We start from the raw sequence: 19,441 nt of genomic DNA, 5'->3' as shown, positions 1-19,441 counted from the left end.
GGTCAACACCTAGTCGCCGCTTACCCCGAAAGCACCAACGAACAGGTCCCCGCCTCTCGTGATTCCAGAGCAACGACAGAAGCCCCGGACGGCCCGCAGGGTCAGCTGGGACGTCCTCCGCGTCGTCGCCATCGGGTGCGTGTTGCTCCACCACGCCACGCTCACGAGCGTCAGCAGCCATCCCGACCTCGGGCCGTTGCCGTTCACCTTCCCGATGTCGATGGGCGCCAGCACGTTGATGGTCGTCTCGGCGTTCTTCGCCTGCGTGTCGCTCGACAGCGGCAAGCCAGGACGGTTCCTGTGGAGAAGACTCGCCAGACTGCTGCCCGCGTACATGGCGGCGGTCCTGCTCACATATTCGGTGCAGAGATGGATCGCGCCGGAGGGGTGGAGTCAGCTCGACGGCAGAGACGTCGTCTACAACCTGTTGCTGATCAACCAGTGGATGCCGGACGTCGACATCGTCGACTTCGCCTACTGGACCGTGCCGGTGCAGCTCGCCGCGTTCATCGCCGGTGCCGTGCTCGTGAAGTTCCTGAGAGGCACGCGGCTCCGGATCTTCCTGTGGGCGCTCGTCGTCGTGCCGCTGCTGCTCAGGCCGTTGCTGGACCACTCGCACGCGCTGTTCGTGGTCTACAACGGTCTCGCGCTGCACAGGGCGCAGCTGTTCGCGGCCGGCATCGCGATCTGGCTGTGGCACAAGGACAGGCTGAGGACGCCGCACCTCGTCGCGCTCCTGGCGGCCACGCTGGTCGCGCAGGCGGTGCACACGACCGAGTACGGATCGACGCTCGGCTTCGCCGTGCTGCTGCTCATGGTGTGCGCGGCGGCAGCCGGTCCCGACTGGGTGTTCTTCGACCCGGTCGCGCGGCCCGTCACGTGGCTCGCGGGCATCTCGTACGGGGTCTACCTCGTGCACCAGCAGATCGGCACCGTGGTGATGGACCGCATGCACGCCGTTGGGCTGCGGTCCTGGTGGCTGCTCGCCGGCTTCGTCACCTCGGCGCTGGTGCTCGGCTGGGCGATGACGAAGTTCGTCGAACGCCCCGCCTACAAGCTGCTCACTCAGATCCAGTCGGGCAGGTCCGGCAACTCCCCGCGCAGGTCCGAGCCGTCGGTCCTGCCGGTCAGCCACCCCAGGACGGCGCTCGCCGACCCGCTGACGGAGTTGCGGCTCACCGGGCCGTTGAGCGTCCAGCTGCGCTGACTGCCGTCGGGCAGGGTCACCTCGACGCCGAAGGGGTCGACCCTGCCCTCGAACTGCTTCACCGCGTCGTCGAGGAACTCCTCCACGAAGTCGGCGGGCAGGTCGCCGAACCCGACACCGGCGTTCAGGTCGATGAGGTGGATCCAGATCTCGCGCAGGCGGAACAACGGCACGACGGACGCGGGGATCGGCTGGCCCTTGGGCGCCGTCACCTCCGAACGCCACGCGTGCGCGGGGAACTCGCGGCACGCGACGTCGAACCGCTGGCACGCGGAGTCCAGGTCGGCCTTGAGCACCTGCAGCAGCCGGTGGGAACCCTCCTCGATGTCGGCGTCGCGGTCCGTGCGGGAGGTGTAGGCCTGGTGCTCGACCCCGGTCTTCGCCCACGTGAGCAGGTTCACCAGCGCGTCGGCGTTGCGCGCGAGGTGGGTGATGACGTGTCCGCGGGTCCAGCCGGGCAGCAGGCTCTGGCCGCGCACCGCGGCCTCGTCCAGCTCCTCGACGACCTCGTACAGCACGTCCGTCGCCTCGCGCACCGCGGTGATGTGCCGGTCTGGCACCCCTCGCGGTGCAGGTACGGACGTGTGCTGCGTGGACGGCGTGTAGGTCATGTGCTGCCTCTCCCCGACGTTGAGGCTCCTGATCGAAGTGACCAGACTATGAGTAAAGCCAGCTCAGGGGAATGCGATAGCCCTCGGAACCGTTTTTGTCAGGGGTCCGCCCTAGCATGGTCGGCGGGTCGTTCGCAGCCTCCGAACCGATGCTAGTACTCTTCGAACGCTTGTTCGGAAGAGTGTGGCGTGAGTGACCCGCCAATCGCAGCCGAAGGGACCCCAGTGGCAGACCGTCTTGTTGTTCGCGGCGCCCGCGAGCACAACCTGCGCGGCGTGGATATCGACCTGCCGCGGGACAGCCTGATCGTCTTCACGGGGCTGTCCGGCTCCGGCAAGTCGAGCCTGGCTTTCGACACGATCTTCGCCGAGGGCCAGCGCCGCTACGTCGAGTCGCTCTCGGCCTACGCGCGCCAGTTCCTCGGGCAGATGGACAAGCCCGACGTCGACTTCATCGAGGGCCTCTCGCCCGCGGTCTCGATCGACCAGAAGTCCACGAGCCGCAACCCGCGCTCGACCGTGGGCACGATCACCGAGGTCTACGACTACCTGCGCCTGCTCTACGCCCGCGCCGGCAAGCCGCACTGCCCGCAGTGCGGCGAGGCGATCGGCAAGCAGACGCCGCAGGAGATCGTCGACCAGGTGCTCGCGATGGAGCAGGGCACCAAGTTCCAGGTGCTCGCGCCGGTCATCCGCGGCCGCAAGGGCGAGTACCTCGACCTGTTCCAGAACCTGCAGACGCAGGGCTACTCGCGCGCGAAGGTCGACGGTGTCGTCTACGCGCTCGCCGAGGTGCCCAAGCTCAAGAAGCAGGAGAAGCACCACATCGCGGTCGTCATCGACCGGCTGTCGGTCAAGGCCTCGTCCAAGCAGCGCCTCACCGACTCGGTGGAGACGGCGCTGCGACTCGCGGACGGCCTGGTCGAGCTGGAGTTCGTCGACCTCCCGGAGACCGACCCGAAGCGGATCAGGGGCTTCTCGGAGAACCTGGCGTGCCCCAACGGCCACCCGCTCGCGATCGAGGACCTGGAGCCGCGGTCGTTCTCCTTCAACTCGCCCTACGGCGCGTGCGTGGTCTGCACGGGCATCGGCGTGCGCAAGGAGGTCGACCCGGAGCTCGTGGTCCCGGACGACGAGCTGAGCCTCGAGGACGGTGCGATCGCGCCGTGGGCGGGCGGGCAGACCGCGGAGTACTTCCTCCGGCTGCTGCAGTCGCTCGGCGAGACCATCGGCTACCGCATGGACACGCAGTGGCGGCACCTGCCCGCCAAGGTGCAGAAGGCGATCCTGCACGGCATCGACGAGCAGGTGCACGTCCGCTACAAGAACCGCTACGGCCGTGAGCGCTCCTACTACGCCAACTACGAGGGCGTCATCCCGTTCCTCGAACGGCGCCAGGAGCAGACCGAGTCCGAATACATGAGGGAGAAGTACGAGGGCTACATGCGCGAGGTCCCGTGCCCCGCGTGTTCGGGCACCCGCCTCAAGCCGGAGATCCTCGCCGTCACGCTGCACCACGGCAAAAAGGGCGACAGGTCCATCGCCGAGGTCTGCGCGATGAGCGTGTCGGAGTGCTCCGACTTCCTCGACGGCCTCAAGCTCGGCAAGCGCGAGTCGATGATCGCGGGCGCGGTGCTCAAGGAGATCCAGGCCCGCCTGCACTTCCTGCTCGACGTCGGCCTCGACTACCTCTCGCTCGACCGCGCGTCGGGAACGCTGTCCGGCGGCGAGGCGCAGCGCATCCGGCTCGCCACCCAGATCGGCTCCGGCCTGGTCGGCGTGCTGTACGTGCTGGACGAGCCGTCGATCGGCCTGCACCAGCGCGACAACCACCGCCTGATCGAGACGCTGACGAGGCTGCGCAACCTCGGCAACACGCTCATCGTCGTCGAGCACGACGAGGACACGATCCGCGCGTCGGACTGGGTCGTCGACATCGGCCCCGGCGCCGGCGAGCACGGCGGCAAGGTCGTGCACAGCGGCCCGTACAAGAAGCTGCTGACGAACAAGGAGTCGATGACCGGCGCCTACCTGTCGGGTCGCAAGTCGATCCCGATGCCGGCCAAGCGCCGCAAGATCGACAAGAAGCGCCAGCTCACGGTCGTCGGCGCGCGCGAGCACAACCTGCGCGGCATCGACGTGTCGTTCCCGCTCGGCACCCTCACCTCGGTCACGGGCGTGTCCGGTTCCGGCAAGTCGACGCTGGTCAACGACATCCTGGCCACGGTGCTCGCGAACAAGCTCAACGGCGCGCGCCAGGTGCCGGGCCGCCACACCCGCATCAACGGCCTGAACGAGGTCGACAAGCTGGTGCGCGTCGACCAGTCGCCGATCGGCCGCACCCCGCGGTCGAACCCGGCCACCTACACCGGCGTGTTCGACCACGTCCGCAAGCTGTTCGCGGCGACCACGGAGGCGAAGGTCCGCGGCTACCAGCCGGGCCGCTTCTCGTTCAACGTCAAGGGCGGCCGCTGCGAGGCGTGCGCGGGCGACGGCACGATCAAGATCGAGATGAACTTCCTCCCGGACGTCTACGTCCCCTGCGAGGTCTGCAAGGGCGCGCGGTACAACCGCGAGACGCTGGAAGTGCACTACAAGGGCAAGACGATCTCCGAAGTCCTCGACATGCCGATCGAGGAGGCGGCCACGTTCTTCGAGCCGATCAACGCGATCTACCGCCACCTGCGCACGCTGGTCGACGTGGGTCTCGGCTACGTGCGGCTGGGCCAGCCGGCGCCGACGCTGTCCGGTGGTGAGGCGCAGCGCGTGAAGCTCGCGTCGGAGCTGCAGAAGCGCTCGACGGGCAAGACGGTCTACATCCTCGACGAGCCCACGACGGGCCTGCACTTCGAGGACATCCGCAAGCTGCTGGGCGTGATCAACGGCCTGGTGGACAAGGGGAACACCGTCATCGTCATCGAGCACAACCTCGACGTCATCAAGACGTCCGACTGGATCGTCGACATGGGTCCCGAAGGGGGCTCCGGCGGCGGTATGGTCATAGCAGAGGGCACGCCCGAGCAGGTCTCTCAGGTCGAGAAGAGCTACACGGGGCAGTTCTTGCTGCAGGTGCTCGAAAATGAGGAGGTGTCAGCAGCAGGGTGATGATCCCACTCGATGCGCTGGCCCACCGCGAGCGCGCCCTTCAGGCGTCGCGCGGCGAGCCCACGGCGTACCCCTTCAGCCTCGTTGAGGTGCTCGACTCGTCGGAGCAGGCACTCCGTCGCGTCGCGGCTGTCGGTTGGTTGCGGGCCCTGGAACGGCTTCCTCATCTAGTCGACAAGTGAACTCGTCCGGCCTAGTGAGACAGTGGAGTCTCACTAGAGCCGCAGTACAGCCGGTGAGGAATTCCCGGTCCGCTGTGAGATGTGTCCAGGAGCTGTCACTCGGACGAGGTATCCGGGATGATGGCGGCCGTGTCACTGAACCGCTATCGCTTCCGCAGCGTGTGGCACGTCGACGCGTCCCCGGCTGATGTGTACGAGGTGCTGTCCGACATCGCGAACTACCCGCTGTGGTGGCACGAGGTCCGGAGAGCCACGAAGATCGACGACGAGACCGGCGAGCTCAGGTGCCGGTCGTTCCTGCCGTTCGACCTGGTCGTGCAGGTCAAGCACAGCATTCGCAACCAGCAGGCCGGCCTGCTGCGGGCGACGTTGTCCGGTGATCTCGAAGGCTATGCGAGCTGGGAGATCATCGGCCGCGACGGCGGCACCGACCTCGTGTTCGACCAGGAGGTCGTGGTCACCAAGCCGTTGTTGCGGCGCCTGGTGCTCATCGCCAAGCCGTTCTTCCGCGGCAACCACGACATGATGATGCGCGGCGGCTTCAAGGGCCTGAAGCAGGTCCTCGAGGCGAAGGCCGCGAGCCGCGAGTCCTAACGCTGGTAGTCGCCCAGCTGCACGACCATGTTGTCGGTCGTCCGCACGCATTTCAGCGGTATCTGGACGTGGGCGAGATCGCCCTCGTAGGGCCACGAACACGACCACTCGCCTGAGGTCCAGAGCAGCCCTTGACCCTCCGCCTGCCCGCTCTGGGTCGCCGCCCGGTAGCGGTCCGCGATGTCGATGGCCGCCGGGCACCCGACGCCGTTGAGGTCCGTGACCTTCTGGGCGCCATCACGGCAGACGACGGCTTCGAACTCGCATGTCGCGCCCCACGCCTTCCACACCTCCGCCGGGATGGAGAGGCAGGGCAACACCGTGCCGGAACGCAGGTACCGCCAAGCATGGTCCTTGTACTCGAAGAGCACGGCGAGATCGTCGAACCGGGCCGGGGTCGTGTTCGCCTTGGAGAGGACATACCGGTCCTGCTGGCATCTGATGTCGAAGTAGCGCACGTCGGGCCCCAGCGGATGTGCGGCCGCGAGCACCTCCGGGGTCGCCTCGTCGCACGGGGCCTTGAGCCGCCCGGCGACCAGACCGGAGGGGACCGAGATCTCCTTCATCGTGGTGACGAGCTCATCGGGTGGTGCGGGCAGCGGTGGTTGCCGGGAGTTCGTCGAGGCCGCGATGGTGTTGAGGTCCTTGGTCTGCTCGGGTGTGAGCCGATGCCCGACGAACCGGAGCTCGATCTTCACACCGGCCCGCGCGGCGCGTTCACCGACGGTCGCGCGGATCTCGTCGAGGCTCTTGCCGCACATGTCCAAGCCGCCGTGCGCGAACAGGACGACGCGGTTCGTCTCGTTGCCGCGCAGGGGGTGGAAGCCCGCGAAGTCGTCGATCGCCGCGAGAAGGCCGTTCAGCACCGTCGGCCTGCCGCTCGGGGTGATCGCTCGGGCCGCGGCGCCGATCTCACCCGCCTGTCCGGTGCCCGGTGCGACCAGCTCGGACGTGGCCGGGGAGTCGCACGAGCCGCCGAACTTGCGCAACGCCAGCGCGTCGCCGGTCGCCATGTTCGCCGCGGCGGCCCCGACGGCGTCCGCGACCTCGCGGAAGTCCGGCGAGTCGGACGCGTCGACGAGGAACGTCGTGCGATGGCCGGGGGTGAGGAAGAGCCAGAGTCCAGCGGACACCAGGCCCAGTACCAGCAGCACCACGGCTCCCGTCGCGACCCGGCGCCTCACCGCCTGCCTCCCGGGCCGAGCGCGCGCAGGTCCGTCAGGGCCTTCGTCATGGTCCCGGCCTCGGCGTTGTACGCGTCGGCAGCCCTGGAGTAGCCCGCCAGCGGGTTCGTCAGGTCGTCTCCGGACCGCGCCGACCCGATCAACGTCTCGGCGGCGGCGACCACCTCTGTCTGCAACGTGCGCAGCCGGACCGCCTTGTCCCTCAGCCGGGCCGCGTCGGCCGAGGACCCGGTGCGGCTGTCGAGGTCCTCGATCTCCAGGTCGGCGACGGCGTCGCGGGCGTCGGTCAGCGCGGCGTCGGCGACGTCGAACCGGCCGTTCCTGATCGACGTGGTGACAGTGTTGAGCTTCTCGACGGCGGGGTTGAGGACGTTGACGACCGACTGCGACGACCGCAACACCGGCTCGACGTTCGCGAACCAGTCCAGATGGCGGCGCAGCTCGTCCGGTGAGGTCGCGAAGGCCGGTTCCTGCGTCTGCAACGACGCCGCCAGGTCGGTGAGGCCGCCGGTGTCCTCGACCTGGTAGCCGACGAACCGGAACTCGATCTTCAGTCCCGCCGCGGCCACCCGATCGCGGATCTGCGCCCGGACGAACGCGCTGTCGGTGTCGCAGGCGTCCTCGCCGTGCCGGGTGACGACGATGATCCTGTTGACCTGCCTGGCCTTCAGCGCGAAAGGGGTGGTGAAGTCGCCGACCGCCTCGAGGATGCCGCGCTGCAGCGTTGCTTTCGCGCCCTGCCGCACTGATCGCGCGGCCTCGGCGATCTCCTCCCGGTTGCCGGTGCCGAATCCGACGAGCCGGGCGGTGTTGTCCTCCGCGCCGCACTCGCCGCCGAAACTGCGCAGCGACTGGGAGTCCCGCTCACCCGAGTTCCCGGCGACGGCGGTCAGCGCCTCGACGACGCTCGGCAGGTCGCCCCCGGCCGCGTCGATCAGGAACGCCGTCTTGTACAGCGGCGCGAACAGCAGGCGGTACCCCACGATCCCGCCGGAGACCAGCACGACCACCAGGGCGACGGCCAGGGTCAGCCACAGGCCGCGGCGCCGGGGCTTCAGCCCGGCCTGCGTCTTCTGGATCGCAGATGACAGCTTGTCCGCCGCGCTGACGGGGAGCGCCATGTCGTCCACATCCGCAAGGTAGCGAAGTTCGGGGACGAATGAAGTCAGGTTCGCGCAGACAGGTGCCGCACCAGCAACGCCAGCTGCTCCGCGTACTTCGCGGCGAACTCGGGCGTGGCCGGGTCCTCGCCGGTGATCTGGCCCGCGGTCTGCCGCAGCGTCAACGGCGCTGAGGCCGCCGCCATCAGGGCCAGCAGCAGGAACGCGGGGTCCAGGCCCGCGGGCAGTTCGCCGGCGGCCTGACGAGCCCGCATCTCCTCCACCTGACCCCGGAGGAACTCCCCGTCGGTCGGTGGGCTGTCGCCCGCCAGGTTCGCCCACGCCCACATGCGGCCGTGGTCGGTGAGCGTGGTCATGACGAACCCCGCCGCCACCTCGTCCAGCGGCTGCTGCTGGCTCGCGAGTTCGGCGGCGGAGGAGTGCCAGCTCGTGGCGAGCTCCTTGTAGATGCCTTCCTTGCCGCCGAAGTAGTACGAGATCAGCTGCTTGTTCACGCCTGCCCGCGCCGCGATGTCCGTCGTGCGCGTGGCCGCGTACCCCTTCGCGCCGAACTCCGCCGCGGCCGCTTCCAGGAGCAGGGCCCGCGTGCGTTCCGGGTCGCGCTTGCGTTCCGAGGCGCGGGGAGAACGGCGTTGATCCACGTCGACACGGTAGCCGACGGGCAGTTTTCAACCAACGGGTTGACTTAGTCAACCAAACGGTTGAAACTCGACGGCATGAGGATCGCAGTGATCGGTGGGGGAATCGGCGGGCTGTGCCTGGCGCATGGATTGCGCAAAGCCGGCGTGGACGTGGCGGTGTACGAGCGCGACCTCTCGCGCACGGATCGCCTGCAGGGGTACCGGGTGCACATCAACGCGCACGGTGCCGCTGCCTTGAGGGAGTGCTTGCCCGCGGCGAGCTGGGAGCGGTTCGAACGGAGCGCGGGCACCGGCGGCAACGGGTTCGGGTTCCTGACCGAACAGCTCAAACCCCTGCTCGTGCTGGAACCGGACGAGGAGAAGCACTACTCGGCCAGCCGGATCACGCTCCGGCAGGTGCTGCTCGACGGGCTGGACGTCCGGTTCGGCAAGCGGTTCGAGCGCTACGAGCAGGGCGACGACATCAAGCTGTGCTTCGAGGACGGCACGGCCGAGTCCTGCGACGTGCTGGTCGGCGCGGACGGCATCCGGTCGCGGGTGCGCGCGCAGTACCTGCCGCACGCGGGCACGGAGAAGATCGGCGTCACGGCGATCGCGGGGAAGCTGTTCCTCGACGACAACGACTGGGTGCCGCGGGAGCTGGTCGACAGGGCCAACACGGTCGTCCCGACGTCCCGGGCCGGCATGTTCCTGGCCGCGCACGACGGGCTCGGCGTCACCGACGACGACGACGATCTGTTGTTCGACAACGTGCGTCCCTACCTGATGTGGGCCTACGCCGCCGCGGACTTGACCGTCCACGATGGACAGGACCTGCAACGCGAGGTGCTCGCCAGGATCGCGCGGTGGAGCCCCGGGCTGACCGGGATCGTCGCGGCCTCGCCCGCCGAGACCATCAGCGAGTGGCGCATCCGCTCGTCCAGGCCGATCGGACGCTGGCAGCCGACGAACGTCACGTTGCTCGGCGACGCCGTCCACGCGATGACGCCGATGAGGGGCATCGGGGCGAACATCGCGCTCAGGGACGCGCAACTGCTCGCGCGGTGCATCGCCGAAGGTGGCGACGCCATCGCCAGGTACGAGAAGGAGATGTACGACTACGGCTTCGCGGCCGTGCGCGACTCGCTCAGGGCCGCCCGTCAGTTCGCCGACGGTGGCCCGGTCGCGCGGACGATCTTCAAGACCGTGCTCAGGACCGCGAGCGCCGTGCCCGCGTTGAAGCGCGCGATGTTCTGAAAATCAGTTTGAACCGTTCTTGCTCGCTCTACGTGTGATGGGCGTCGGAGCACTAGCCAGGAGGTTCAGGATGATCCGCAGGAGTGTTGCGGTCGTCGCGCTGGGACTGATCTCGCTGACCGCCTGCGCGGGGACGCCGGAGAGCAAGCCGGTGGCACAGCAGCAGCAAGAGGGCGCGGTGGCGTTGAAGACCGCGGAGATCGTGGACCTCGGCTCGGTCGTCACCGACGACAAGGGCTTCACCCTGTACCGGTTCGACAACGACAAGCCGGGTGAGTCCACTTGCGACGGTGAGTGTGCGGCGGCCTGGCCTCCCGCCACGGTGCCCGGCGAGAACTTCTCGGTGGACGGCGTCGACCAGGGCCTGGTCGGGTCCATCGTCCGCAAGGACGGCAGCCGCCAGATCACCGTCGACGGCATGCCGCAGTACCGGTTCGCCAAGGACACCAAGCCCGGTGAGACCAAGGGCCAGGGCCTGCAGGGCAAGTGGTTCGCCACCGGCACGGACGGCGCCCGCACCCAGCTCGCGGCCCGGACGGGTGTCGTCGCGGGGCTCGGCGCGGTGCTGACCAACAACGCGGGCCTCACGCTCTACCGGTTCGACGACGACACGGCCCAGCCGCCGGCGTCGAACTGCGACGGCGGCTGCGCGGAGAACTGGCCACCGGTCGTCGTGGAGGGCGACACGCCGCGGGTGAAGGGCGTCGACCCGAAGCTGCTCGGCACGGTCACCCGCAAGGACGGCAAGAAGCAGCTGACCGTCGCGAACTGGCCGCAGTACACGTTCAAGAACGACAGCAAGCCCGGTGAGGCCAAGGGCGTCACGGTGCCGAAGTGGTCCGCCACCGCCACCGACGGCAAGAAAGCCCAGCAGAACAAGGCGATCGCGCTCACCAGCGCGACCGTCGGGGACCTCGGCGTCGTCGCCACCGATTCCGACGGCATGACGCTCTACCGGTTCGACGACGACACCGCGGACCCGCCGACGAGCAACTGCTCCGGCGACTGCGCGGTGCAGTGGCCGCCCGCCTTCGTCAGCGAGGGCTTCCAGGTGCAGGGCGTGGACGCCTCGCTCGTGGGGACGATCGAGCGGGACGGGAAGAAACAGCTCACCATCGCGGGGTTGCCGCAGTACCTGTTCGCAGGGGACGAGGTCTGCGGTGAGGCCAACGGGCAGGGCGTTGGCGGGAAGTGGTGGGCCACCAAGGCCGACGGAAGTCGCGCCGGCCGGTAAGAGGGGAGAGGAAGGTCCCGGCGGGAAGCACTCCGCCGGGACCTTCTTCCTACTTGAGGCGCAACAGAAGTGCCTGCTCCGGTTCGAGCACCGGCAGCTGGACACCGACCTCCGACAGCACGGAACCGGGCAGCTCCACCGGCTTCCAGTCCGGGGCCAGTCGCTGGGTCAGCCTGGGCCGCCCGGCCGGGGCGTCGAATGACAGCCGGTACGTCCGGGACGGGTCGAGTCCGGGCAGCCGCACCCGCCGCGGCTTGTTCTGCACCGAGGTCGCGAGCTGCACGTACCCGAACAGGGCCTCGGACCGGTCGGTGGCGACGATTCCGTGCACCCACGCCGCGGGGTCCGGGTGGTCGGAGTGCACGGTGACACCGGTGTGCACCAACGCCCGCACGTCCTTGTAGTACTCGATCGCGGCCTGCAGCCCGTCCCGTTCCTCGTCCGTGGCCGAGTTGATGTCCCACTCGATCCCGAAGTGCCCGAACATCGCCGTGGCCACGCGGAACGACAGGTCGTGCACCCGCCCGGTCGTGTGCGACTTCGTGGGGCCGACGTGCGCGCCCATCAGCTCCGGCGGCAGGAACACGCCGGTCCACCGCTGGATCAGCTGGCGTTCCAGGGCGTCGTTGCAGTCCGACGTCCACACCCGGTCTGTGCGCGAGAGCACGCCGAGGTCGATCCGCCCGCCACCGGACGAGCAGCTCTCGATCTCCACGTGCGGGTGCCGGAGCCGCAGCTCGTCGAGCAGCCGGTAGAACGCGGCCGTCTGGTCGTGCACCCGCGAACCGGTCAGGTCGCGGTTGTGGTCCCACTTCACGAACGCGATGTCGTTGTCCGACAACACCGACGAGACGCGGTCGAGGATGTGCGCGTACGCCTCGGGGTGCGCGATGTTCAGCACCTGCTGGTTGCGCGACGGCGGCGGCAGCACGCCGGGACGCGGTCCGAGCACCCAGTCCGGGTGAGCGCGGTAGAGGTCGGAGTCGGTGTTGATCATCTCGGGCTCGAACCACAGCCCGAACTCCATGCCGAGCGCGCGGACATGCTTGATCAACGGCGTCAGCCCGTCCGGCCACACCGTCTCGTCGACGTACCAGTCACCGAGGCCGGCGGAGTCGTCGCGGCGGTGCCGGAACCAGCCGTCGTCCAGCACGAACCGCTCGACGCCCATCGCGGCGGCGGTGTCGGCGAGCGAGGTCAGCCGCGCGAGGTCGTGGTCGAAGTAGACGGCCTCCCACGTGTTGAGCACGACCGGGCGTGGCCGCAGTGAACGCTCCCGCAGCTGCTGGTGGAACGCGGCGCTGATGCCGTCGATGCCGGTGGACGAGTAGGCCGCGTAGAGCCACGGCGACTCGTACTCCTCGCCCGGCGCCAGCGTGATCTCGCCCGGCAGCAGCAGTTCGCCACCGCCCAGGACGGGCGAGCCGTCGACCAGGTTCTCCGCGTACGTCACGTGGTTGCCGCTCCACGCCACGTGCAGCGCCCACACCTCGCCGTCGCGGAACGAGAACCCCGGCGTGCCGGCCAGCAACCCGATGGTCGCGTCGTGCCCGGTGCGGCCCCGCCTGCTCTCGCGCACCCACGACCCGTACTGCAGAGACTGCCGCTGCGGCGAGCGCTCGCGGCTCCAGCGTCCGGTGAAGTCGAGCAGTTCGGTGGCGTGCGAAGGGACGGGGAGCGCGGTTTCCAGGCCCTCCAACGAATACGGCGTCTCGCCGTCGTTGCGGACGACGTGGCGCAGCCGGAGCATGCCGGACGGCAGCAGTTCCAGGGTGCCGGTCACGGTCAGCCCGGCAGCCTCGTCCGACGCGACGTAGCGGAAGATCGAGCCGTCCTCGCCGGAGAACGACGTCACCGACAGCGCGGGCGCGAAGTGCTCGCCGCCGCGGTGGCCGCGCAGTCCGGGACGGCCGACGTACCCGGCACCGGCGTCGGGCAGCAGCGCGAGCGGGACCGGCGCGTCCGGCGCGTTGTTCGGGTTGGTCCACGAAACGACGTCGACCAGGCCGTGCAGCGCGGCCTGGTCGACGTCTCCGAGCGTTCGCCCCCAGTGCGTCACGACCGGCAGGCTCGCGCCCGCGAGGGTGATGACGACGCTGGAGGTGTCGTCGTGCAGGTGCACGACCTCCGTGTTGCTCATGCGGGCCCCGTCCACATCAAACACAAATGAACATTGCGCCGATCCTCAGACGCGGGCGGGGTGTTGTCAAGCGTTGGGGAATGTTGAGTTGTGTCTGATCAGACGACCAGACTGAGCACCGCGGCGACCACGAAACCGACCACCGAGAGGATGGTCTCGAGGACCGTCCACGACTGCAGCGTCTCCTTCACCGACAGCCCGAAGTACCGCGACACGATCCAGAAGCCGCCGTCGTTGACGTGCGAGGCGATGATCGAACCGGACGCGATGGCCATCACGACCAGCGCGAGCTGCGGCTGCGAGTAGTTCAGGTCCGCCAGCACCGGTGCCACGATGCCCGCGGTCGTCACGATCGCGACCGTCGCCGAACCCTGCGCGATGCGGATGACGCAGCTGATCACGTACGCCAGCGCGATCACCGGCAGGCCGATGCCGGACAGTTCGGTCGCCAGCGTCTTGCCGATGCCCGTCGCGGCCAGCACGGCGCCGAAGAAGCCACCGGCACCGACCACGAGCAGGATCATCGCGACCGGCTTCAGTGAGGCGGCGGACAGCTCCGCGACCTTCTCCCGCGTCATGCCGCGCCGGAAACCCAGCAGCCAGAACGCGAGCAGCACCGAGATCGTCAGCGCCACCGCGGGCGTGCCGAAGAACGTCGCCACCGAGTACAGCCGCGTGCCCTTGGTCAGCAGGATCGAGCCGAACGTGCCGGCGAGGATCAGCACCAGCGGCAGGCCGATGATCGAGAGCACCAGGCCGAGCGACGGCGGTTCGCGATCACCGTTGTCCTCGCGCGCGGCCTCGGCCGCCGCCAGCATCTCCTCCGGCACCGGCACGTTGATGCGCTTGCCGATCCAGTACGAGTACAGGACACCGCCGACGAACCACGACGGGAGCGCCACCGCGAGACCCATGATGATGATCCAGCCGAGCGACACGCCCAGGAGACCGGCCGCCGCCACGGGGCCGGGGTGCGGTGGCATGAACGCGTGCATGACCGAAAGGCCTGCCAGCAAAGGCATGCTGAACAGCACGATCGACTTGCCGCTGCGCTTGGCCGCCACGTAGACGAGCGGTGCGAGCACGAAGATGCCGATGTCGAAGAAGACCGGCACGCCGAAGATCAGGCCGGCGAGGCCGATCGCGACCGGTGCCTTCTTCTCGCCGAACGCGTGCATCAGCTTGTCCATCAGGACCTGCGCGCCGCCGGACGCCTCGAGGATCGCGCCCAGCAGCGTGCCGAGACCGATGATCGCGGCGATGTGCCCGAGGATCGAGCCGAAGCCCTTCTCCAGCAACGAGTCCGAGGCCTTCTGCGCCGACCCGACCAGTGTCTCCACCGGCACGCCCGCCAGGAGCGCGACCAGCAGCGCGACGACGATCAGCGCGATGAACGGCTCGACCTTGAACTTGATGATCAGTAGCAGCAGCACCGCGATGCTGACCACGGCGAGGGTGAGCAAGCCCCCTGTTGAGTGTTGCAACCAGTCGATCACGGGCGGCTCCTGAGTGAATGGCCTGGCAATGAGCCGGTGGCGGTTCCGTCGTCGATCACCGTCACCCCGTTGCAGAACACGTACGGGATGCCGGCAGCCTGCTGTCGCGGCTCGTCGAACGTCGCCGTGTCGGCGATCGTCGCGGGGTCGAACAGCACCAGGTCGGCCGCGTAGCCCTCGCGGACCAGACCTCGGTCGGTGAGCCGCAAACGTTTGGCGGCGCGACCGGTGAGGTGCTCGACGCACTCCTCCAGGCTCAGCACGCCCAGTTCGCGGACGTAGCGCGCGAAGTACCGGGGGAACGTGCCCCACGCGCGCGGATGTGGCCGGTCGCCGACCAGCAGCCCGTCGCTGCCGCCGGTGTGCGCCGGATGCTTCATGATCGCCTGCACGTTCTCCTCGTGGCCCACGTGCATGAGGCAGGACGTACCCATCCGCTCGTCGATCAACACGTCGAAGTACAGGTCGGCCGGTGCGCGTCCGAGTCGCAGCGCGGAGGCGTGGACGCTGGCGCCGACGAGGTGCGCGTTGCGGTCGTTGCGGACGCCGTTGATCTCGATGGAGTCCCAGTCGACCGGTACGCCGTGGCAGCCGTCCGAACCGGTCTCCTCGATCTCGGCCCGGATGCGTTCGCGGGTGTCCACATCGGACAACCTCGCCAGCGCCCTGTCCGGCCCGCCTTCCGTGGCCCACGACGGCAGCAGCGCACTCAGGTAGGTCGCCCCCGGCAGGTACGGGTAGGTGTCGAGTGAGATGTCGGCGCCGTTCGCCATGGCGTCGTCGAGCAACGCCAGCAGTTCCGGTGCCTTGCCCTTGTTGACCGGGAAGTTCATCGTCGCGTGCGCGAGGTGCAGCGCACAGCCCGAGCGCTTCGAGACGTCCACCATCTCCGCGTAGGCCTCCAACGCGCCGGCGCCGTAGCTGCGGTGGTGCGGGCTGTAGAAGCCGTTGTGCTGCCCGACGACCTCGCAGAGCTGCACGAGCTCGGACGTGTCCGCGTACATGCCCGGCGTGTAGGTGAGCCCGGACGACATGCCCATCGCGCCCTCGGCGAGCGACCGCGCGAGAACGGACTTCATCGTGTCCATTTCGGACTCGGTCGGCCGCCGGTCGTCCCAGCCGACGACGAGCATCCGCAGTGTTCCCTGCGGCACCAGGTACGCGGCGTTCACCGCGATGCCCCGGTCGAGCCGGTCGAGGTACTCGCCGACCGAGCGCCAGTTCCAGTCGAAGCCCGGCGGGTCGTCGTTCCACCCGGCGAGCTGGCCGCGCAGCGTCGCGAGCACCTCGTCGTTCACCGGCGCGTAGGACAGGCCGTCCTGGCCGAGCACCTCGGTCGTGACGCCTTGGGAGACCTTCGCCAGGTGGTCGGGTTCAGCGAGGACCCGCAGGTCCGAGTGCGAGTGCATGTCGATGAACCCCGGCGCGAGCACCAGCCCGTCCGCGTCGATCGACCTCTTGGCGCTCACCGGAGTCCCGATGGACGAGATGACGCCGTCCTTGATCCCCACATCCGCCTGGTAGGCGGGTGCGCCCGTGCCGTCGGCGATCAGCGGGCCGTGCAGGACGACGTCGTCCATCGGTGCACTCCTTCTAGAAGTAGGTGCGGATCAGGTCGACCACGGTCGTGCCCCGCACGACCGGGATCAGCTGCCACTTGTCGAACACCGTGCAGGGGTGCGACAGACCGAGCCCGATCCAGTCGCCGACGCGGACGGTGGCCTCGGGGCCGAGCCGGAGGAACGCGTGCTGGTCGTTCAGCGCGGTGACCGTCGCTCCCGCCAGCGGGGCGATCGCGCCGTCGCCGCGGCGGATGAGCTGCGGTTCCGGCAGGCCCTCGTCGAACGACGCGTCGCGCTTGCCGATCGTCAGCAGCGCCAGGTCGCGCTGCGGCCGTGACGTCACCTGGGCCCAGGCCCGCAGCGCGGAACGGAACGGCTCCACGCCGTCGATCCGCGCGAACGGCGAGATCCCGCGGTAGAACCCGTCGTCGTGCGTGATGTACGCACCGCTGCGCAGCACCGGGGTCACCGGCATCGGCCACGGCTGCGACAGCGTCGCCGCCACCTGGTCGAAGTACGCGCTGCCGCCCGCGGTGACGATCACCGAGTCCAGCTCGTCGAGCAGCCCGCCGTCGGCCAGGCGCAGCACGAGCGTGCGCAGGTCGGTCAGGTAGCTGTCCACGATGGACTGCGACGACTCGGACGCGTCGTGCGCGAGCGCGCCCTCGTAGCCACCGGCGCCCACCAGCCGCAGCACCGGGCTCTGGTCCACCGCCCGCGCCACGGCCAGCGCCGTCTCCAGATCACGCGCACCCGTCCGGCCACCGGGAGCGCCGAGCTCGACCAGCACGTCGACCGGCCGGGACGGCTGGAGCTCCTGCAGCGTCTCGCTCATCAGCGCGACCCCGGCCTCGGAGTCGGCCCAGCAGCTGAACTCGAAGCCGGGGTCCCGGTCGAGCTCGCGGACCAGCCAGCGCAGCGCGGCGGGGTCGAGGAGCTGGTTCGCCAGCAGGACCCGGTTCACCCCGAACGCCCGGTAGACCCGCAGCTGCGACGCGTTGGCCGCGGTCAGGGCCCACACGCCGTGCTCGATCTGACGCTGGAACAGCTGCGGTGCCATCGTCGTCTTGCCGTGCGGCGCCAGCTTGACGCCGTGGTTGTCGCACCACTTCGCCATCGTTGTCAGGTTGTGCGCCAACGCGTCCGCGTCCAGCACGACGAGCGGCCCGACGAACTCGTCGCCGAACAGGTCGAGGCGCTGGCCGGCGACCTCGCCGATGGTCGAGCCGAACGTGCTCGACGGCAGGCCCTTGAAGCGCCAGCTGACCTGTTCCGACCTGATGTCCGCGACGGCCGCGAGGTCCATCTCCATCAGATGTTGCATATTTTGCAACTCCCATTGCGCGATGTGATGCTGAGTTGTGTAGCATTCGGTCTCGCCGCCGTCAACGAACACCTCTGGAGCGCGCATGCGGTTCGATCACGTCGGCGGTGTCGTGTGTCTCGGCGAGACCATGGTGATGATGGTTCCGGCTGAACCCGGTCCCGTGCACCTGGTGCGAACCTGGCACAGGGCCGTCGGTGGCGCCGAGTCCAACGTCGCCGTGCACCTGACGCGCCTGGGCGTCCGGTCGTCGTGGGTCAGCGCGGTCGGCGACGACTCGTTCGGGCTGGCGGTGCTCGACGCGGTGGGCGGCTTCGGCGTCGACGTGTCGCGCGTCCGGGTCGACCCGGCGCGCCCGACCGGCCTCTACGTCAAGGAGGCCTCGCCGCACGGCAGCCCGGTGCGCTACTACCGGCGCGGTTCGGCGGCCTCGGGCATGGGGCTGGAGATGATCGACCGGCTGGGCCTCGGCGAGGTGAAGCTGGTGCACCTCAGCGGCATCACGGCCGCCCTGTCCGACTCGTGCCTCGCGATGATGCGCGAACTGCTGCGCCGGCCGCGGCACGGGTTCCTGATCTCGTTCGACCTGAACTGGCGGCCCGCGCTGTGGACCGACCGCGACCCGCGCGTGCTGCGTGAGCTCGCCGACATGGCGGACGTCGTGCTGGCGGGCTCCGACGAGGCGGAACTGGTGTGGGGCACGGGTGATCCCGCCCGGTTGCGGCGGCTGCTGCCCGGCCCGGCGTCGCTCGTGGTCAAGCAGGGCGCGGACGGCGCGACGCTGCTGGAAGGCGGTTCGTCGTACTTCGAACCCGCGCTGGAGGTCGACGTCGTGGAACCGGTCGGCGCGGGCGACGCGTTCGCGGCGGGCTTCCTCGCGGCCACCCTGGCGGGGGAGTCCCCGTCGGTGCGGTTGCGCGCCGGGCACCTGCAGGCGGCATCCGCTTTGCTCACCGCCGAGGACGTCGGAGATCCTTTGCCGGACGACGTGACGGTACCGCTGCTGCACGCCGACCCGCAGACCTGGGCGTCCGCCCGCTTGGAGGTGTGATGAGCCAGAGTCTCGACAGAGCGCTCACCCTGGTGAGCCAGCTCGCGACGGGCCCGAAGACGCTGGACGAGCTGTCCGGCGTGATCGGTGTCCACAAGTCGACGACGCTGCGGCTGCTGCGCACGCTCGAGTCGCACCGCTTCGTGCAGCGCGACGGAGTGCACCACTACCGCCTCGGCACGGCGCTGTTCGACCTCGCCAACCGGGCACTGGAGGAACGCGACGTCCGCCGCGCCGCCGAACCCGCGTTGCGGGACCTCAACTCCCGCCTCGGCCACACCGTCCATCTCGCGTCCTACGAGGACGGTGAGGTGATCTACATCGACAAGTACGAGTCCAGGCACCAGATGCGCATGTACTCGCGCATCGGCCGCCGCGCGCCGCTGCACTGCACGGCCGTGGCGAAGATCCTGCTGGCCGACCTGCCCGCGCCCGCGCTGCAGAAGGTGGTGTCCGGCATGGAGTTCCCGCGCCTGACCGAGAACACCATCCTCGGCCCGGCCGCGTACCTGGCCGAGCTGGACCGCGTGCGCGCCAACGGTTACGCCGTCGACAACTCCGAGCACGAGGACTTCATCCACTGCATCGCGGCCCCGATCAAGGGCGCGCGGGGCGAGGTGCTCGCGGCCGTGTCGATGTCGGTGCCGAAGGTGCTCCTCGACTACGAGGGCCTGCTGTCACACCTGCCTGACCTGCTCGCCACCGCCGAAGCTGCATCAGTCGAATGCGGTTATGTTCCAAGGTAAAGGGGAA

The 19,441-nt window shown here is 69.1% G+C and carries 15 protein-coding genes and 1 pseudogene; 8 read left to right on the top strand and 8 right to left on the bottom strand.

From position 1 onward, the window contains the following. Positions 1–58: 58 nt before the first annotated feature. Positions 59–1,018: pseudogene (locus tag SK571_RS00280) on the top strand (acyltransferase family protein); the annotation flags it as partial. Positions 1,019–1,065: 47 nt separating this feature from the next. Here SK571_RS00280 and SK571_RS00275 read toward each other — a convergent pair. After that, entirely contained in the window at positions 1,066–1,818 is a 753-nt protein-coding gene (locus SK571_RS00275) for a maleylpyruvate isomerase family mycothiol-dependent enzyme (protein ID WP_319981990.1), read from the bottom strand. 225 nt (positions 1,819–2,043) lie between these two features. Between SK571_RS00275 and uvrA the strand changes: the two genes are divergently transcribed. The 3 genes from uvrA to SK571_RS00260 all read left to right on the top strand — a co-directional run bounded on the left by uvrA (position 2,044) and on the right by SK571_RS00260 (position 5,699). Further along, complete coding sequence (uvrA, locus tag SK571_RS00270; protein WP_319981989.1) at positions 2,044–4,923, top strand: excinuclease ABC subunit UvrA; 2,880 nt, start codon at positions 2,044–2,046, stop codon at positions 4,921–4,923. Then, a complete protein-coding gene (locus tag SK571_RS00265; RefSeq protein ID WP_143027994.1) occupies positions 4,923–5,105 on the top strand; it encodes a hypothetical protein in 183 nt (60 codons plus the stop codon). The genes uvrA and SK571_RS00265 overlap by 1 nt, the downstream gene beginning before the upstream one ends. Positions 5,106–5,234: 129 nt before the next feature. Then, positions 5,235–5,699, top strand: a complete 465-nt coding sequence (locus SK571_RS00260; RefSeq protein WP_319981988.1) for an SRPBCC family protein — start codon at positions 5,235–5,237, stop codon at positions 5,697–5,699. On the opposite strand, the gene SK571_RS00255 is transcribed toward SK571_RS00260, so the two are convergent. The 3 genes from SK571_RS00255 to SK571_RS00245 are packed head-to-tail and all read right to left on the bottom strand — an operon-like array spanning position 5,696 to position 8,645. Further along, on the bottom strand, positions 5,696–6,883 hold the full coding sequence (locus SK571_RS00255; protein WP_319981987.1) for a hypothetical protein: 1,188 nt from the start codon (positions 6,881–6,883) through the stop codon (positions 5,696–5,698). The genes SK571_RS00260 and SK571_RS00255 overlap by 4 nt on opposite strands. After that, positions 6,880–8,004, bottom strand: coding sequence for a VWA domain-containing protein (locus SK571_RS00250; protein ID WP_319981986.1), 1,125 nt, complete (start codon positions 8,002–8,004; stop codon positions 6,880–6,882). The genes SK571_RS00255 and SK571_RS00250 overlap by 4 nt, the downstream gene beginning before the upstream one ends. A 44-nt stretch (positions 8,005–8,048) precedes the next feature. Beyond that, positions 8,049–8,645: a TetR/AcrR family transcriptional regulator gene (locus SK571_RS00245; protein WP_319981985.1), complete on the bottom strand. Its 597-nt coding sequence runs from the start codon at positions 8,643–8,645 to the stop codon at positions 8,049–8,051. Between the two features lie 75 nt (positions 8,646–8,720). Between SK571_RS00245 and SK571_RS00240 the strand changes: the two genes are divergently transcribed. Both SK571_RS00240 and SK571_RS00235 read left to right on the top strand, forming a co-directional pair. Next, complete coding sequence (locus SK571_RS00240; protein ID WP_319981984.1) at positions 8,721–9,881, top strand: FAD-dependent oxidoreductase; 1,161 nt, start codon at positions 8,721–8,723, stop codon at positions 9,879–9,881. Positions 9,882–9,951: 70 nt separating this feature from the next. After that, entirely contained in the window at positions 9,952–11,115 is a 1,164-nt protein-coding gene (locus SK571_RS00235) for a hypothetical protein (RefSeq protein WP_319981983.1), read from the top strand. Between the two features lie 49 nt (positions 11,116–11,164). On the opposite strand, the gene SK571_RS00230 is transcribed toward SK571_RS00235, so the two are convergent. From SK571_RS00230 to SK571_RS00215, 4 genes are all read right to left on the bottom strand, one after another. Beyond that, positions 11,165–13,255, bottom strand: coding sequence for an alpha-galactosidase (locus tag SK571_RS00230; protein ID WP_319981982.1), 2,091 nt, complete (start codon positions 13,253–13,255; stop codon positions 11,165–11,167). A gap of 98 nt (positions 13,256–13,353) precedes the next feature. Next, a complete protein-coding gene (locus SK571_RS00225; RefSeq protein WP_319981981.1) occupies positions 13,354–14,751 on the bottom strand; it encodes a GntP family permease in 1,398 nt (465 codons plus the stop codon). Continuing rightward, a complete protein-coding gene (locus tag SK571_RS00220) occupies positions 14,748–16,331 on the bottom strand; it encodes an N-acyl-D-amino-acid deacylase family protein (protein ID WP_319981980.1) in 1,584 nt (527 codons plus the stop codon). Before SK571_RS00220 ends, SK571_RS00225 begins: the two co-directional genes overlap by 4 nt. Before the next feature lie 13 nt (positions 16,332–16,344). Then, complete coding sequence (locus SK571_RS00215; RefSeq protein ID WP_319981979.1) at positions 16,345–17,637, bottom strand: amino acid deaminase; 1,293 nt, start codon at positions 17,635–17,637, stop codon at positions 16,345–16,347. 85 nt (positions 17,638–17,722) lie between these two features. Between SK571_RS00215 and SK571_RS00210 the strand changes: the two genes are divergently transcribed. After that, positions 17,723–18,688, top strand: a complete 966-nt coding sequence (locus SK571_RS00210) for a sugar kinase (RefSeq protein WP_319981978.1) — start codon at positions 17,723–17,725, stop codon at positions 18,686–18,688. Next, positions 18,688–19,434: an IclR family transcriptional regulator gene (locus SK571_RS00205; protein WP_319981977.1), complete on the top strand. Its 747-nt coding sequence runs from the start codon at positions 18,688–18,690 to the stop codon at positions 19,432–19,434. Before SK571_RS00210 ends, SK571_RS00205 begins: the two co-directional genes overlap by 1 nt. Positions 19,435–19,441: the final 7 nt, after the last annotated feature.

This window comes from Lentzea kristufekii, from assembly GCF_033949925.1.
Lineage (GTDB): Bacteria > Actinomycetota > Actinomycetes > Mycobacteriales > Pseudonocardiaceae > Lentzea > Lentzea kristufekii.
Note: the sequence above shows the minus strand (reverse complement) of the source record. Positions and strands in the feature narration are given on the sequence as shown.

What these genes read in the sequence shown, in the direction of transcription:
- SK571_RS00275 (WP_319981990.1), bottom strand. Translation starts at nt 1,818, where the DNA reads ATGACCTACACGCCGTCCACGCAGCACACGTCCGTACCTGCACCGCGA.
- SK571_RS00265 (WP_143027994.1), top strand. Translation starts at nt 4,923, where the DNA reads ATGATCCCACTCGATGCGCTGGCCCACCGCGAGCGCGCCCTTCAGGCG.
- SK571_RS00250 (WP_319981986.1), bottom strand. Translation starts at nt 8,004, where the DNA reads ATGGCGCTCCCCGTCAGCGCGGCGGACAAGCTGTCATCTGCGATCCAG.
- SK571_RS00240 (WP_319981984.1), top strand. Translation starts at nt 8,721, where the DNA reads ATGAGGATCGCAGTGATCGGTGGGGGAATCGGCGGGCTGTGCCTGGCG.
- SK571_RS00235 (WP_319981983.1), top strand. Translation starts at nt 9,952, where the DNA reads ATGATCCGCAGGAGTGTTGCGGTCGTCGCGCTGGGACTGATCTCGCTG.
- SK571_RS00230 (WP_319981982.1), bottom strand. Translation starts at nt 13,255, where the DNA reads ATGAGCAACACGGAGGTCGTGCACCTGCACGACGACACCTCCAGCGTC.
- SK571_RS00220 (WP_319981980.1), bottom strand. Translation starts at nt 16,331, where the DNA reads ATGGACGACGTCGTCCTGCACGGCCCGCTGATCGCCGACGGCACGGGC.
- SK571_RS00215 (WP_319981979.1), bottom strand. Translation starts at nt 17,637, where the DNA reads ATGCAACATCTGATGGAGATGGACCTCGCGGCCGTCGCGGACATCAGG.
- SK571_RS00210 (WP_319981978.1), top strand. Translation starts at nt 17,723, where the DNA reads ATGCGGTTCGATCACGTCGGCGGTGTCGTGTGTCTCGGCGAGACCATG.
- SK571_RS00205 (WP_319981977.1), top strand. Translation starts at nt 18,688, where the DNA reads ATGAGCCAGAGTCTCGACAGAGCGCTCACCCTGGTGAGCCAGCTCGCG.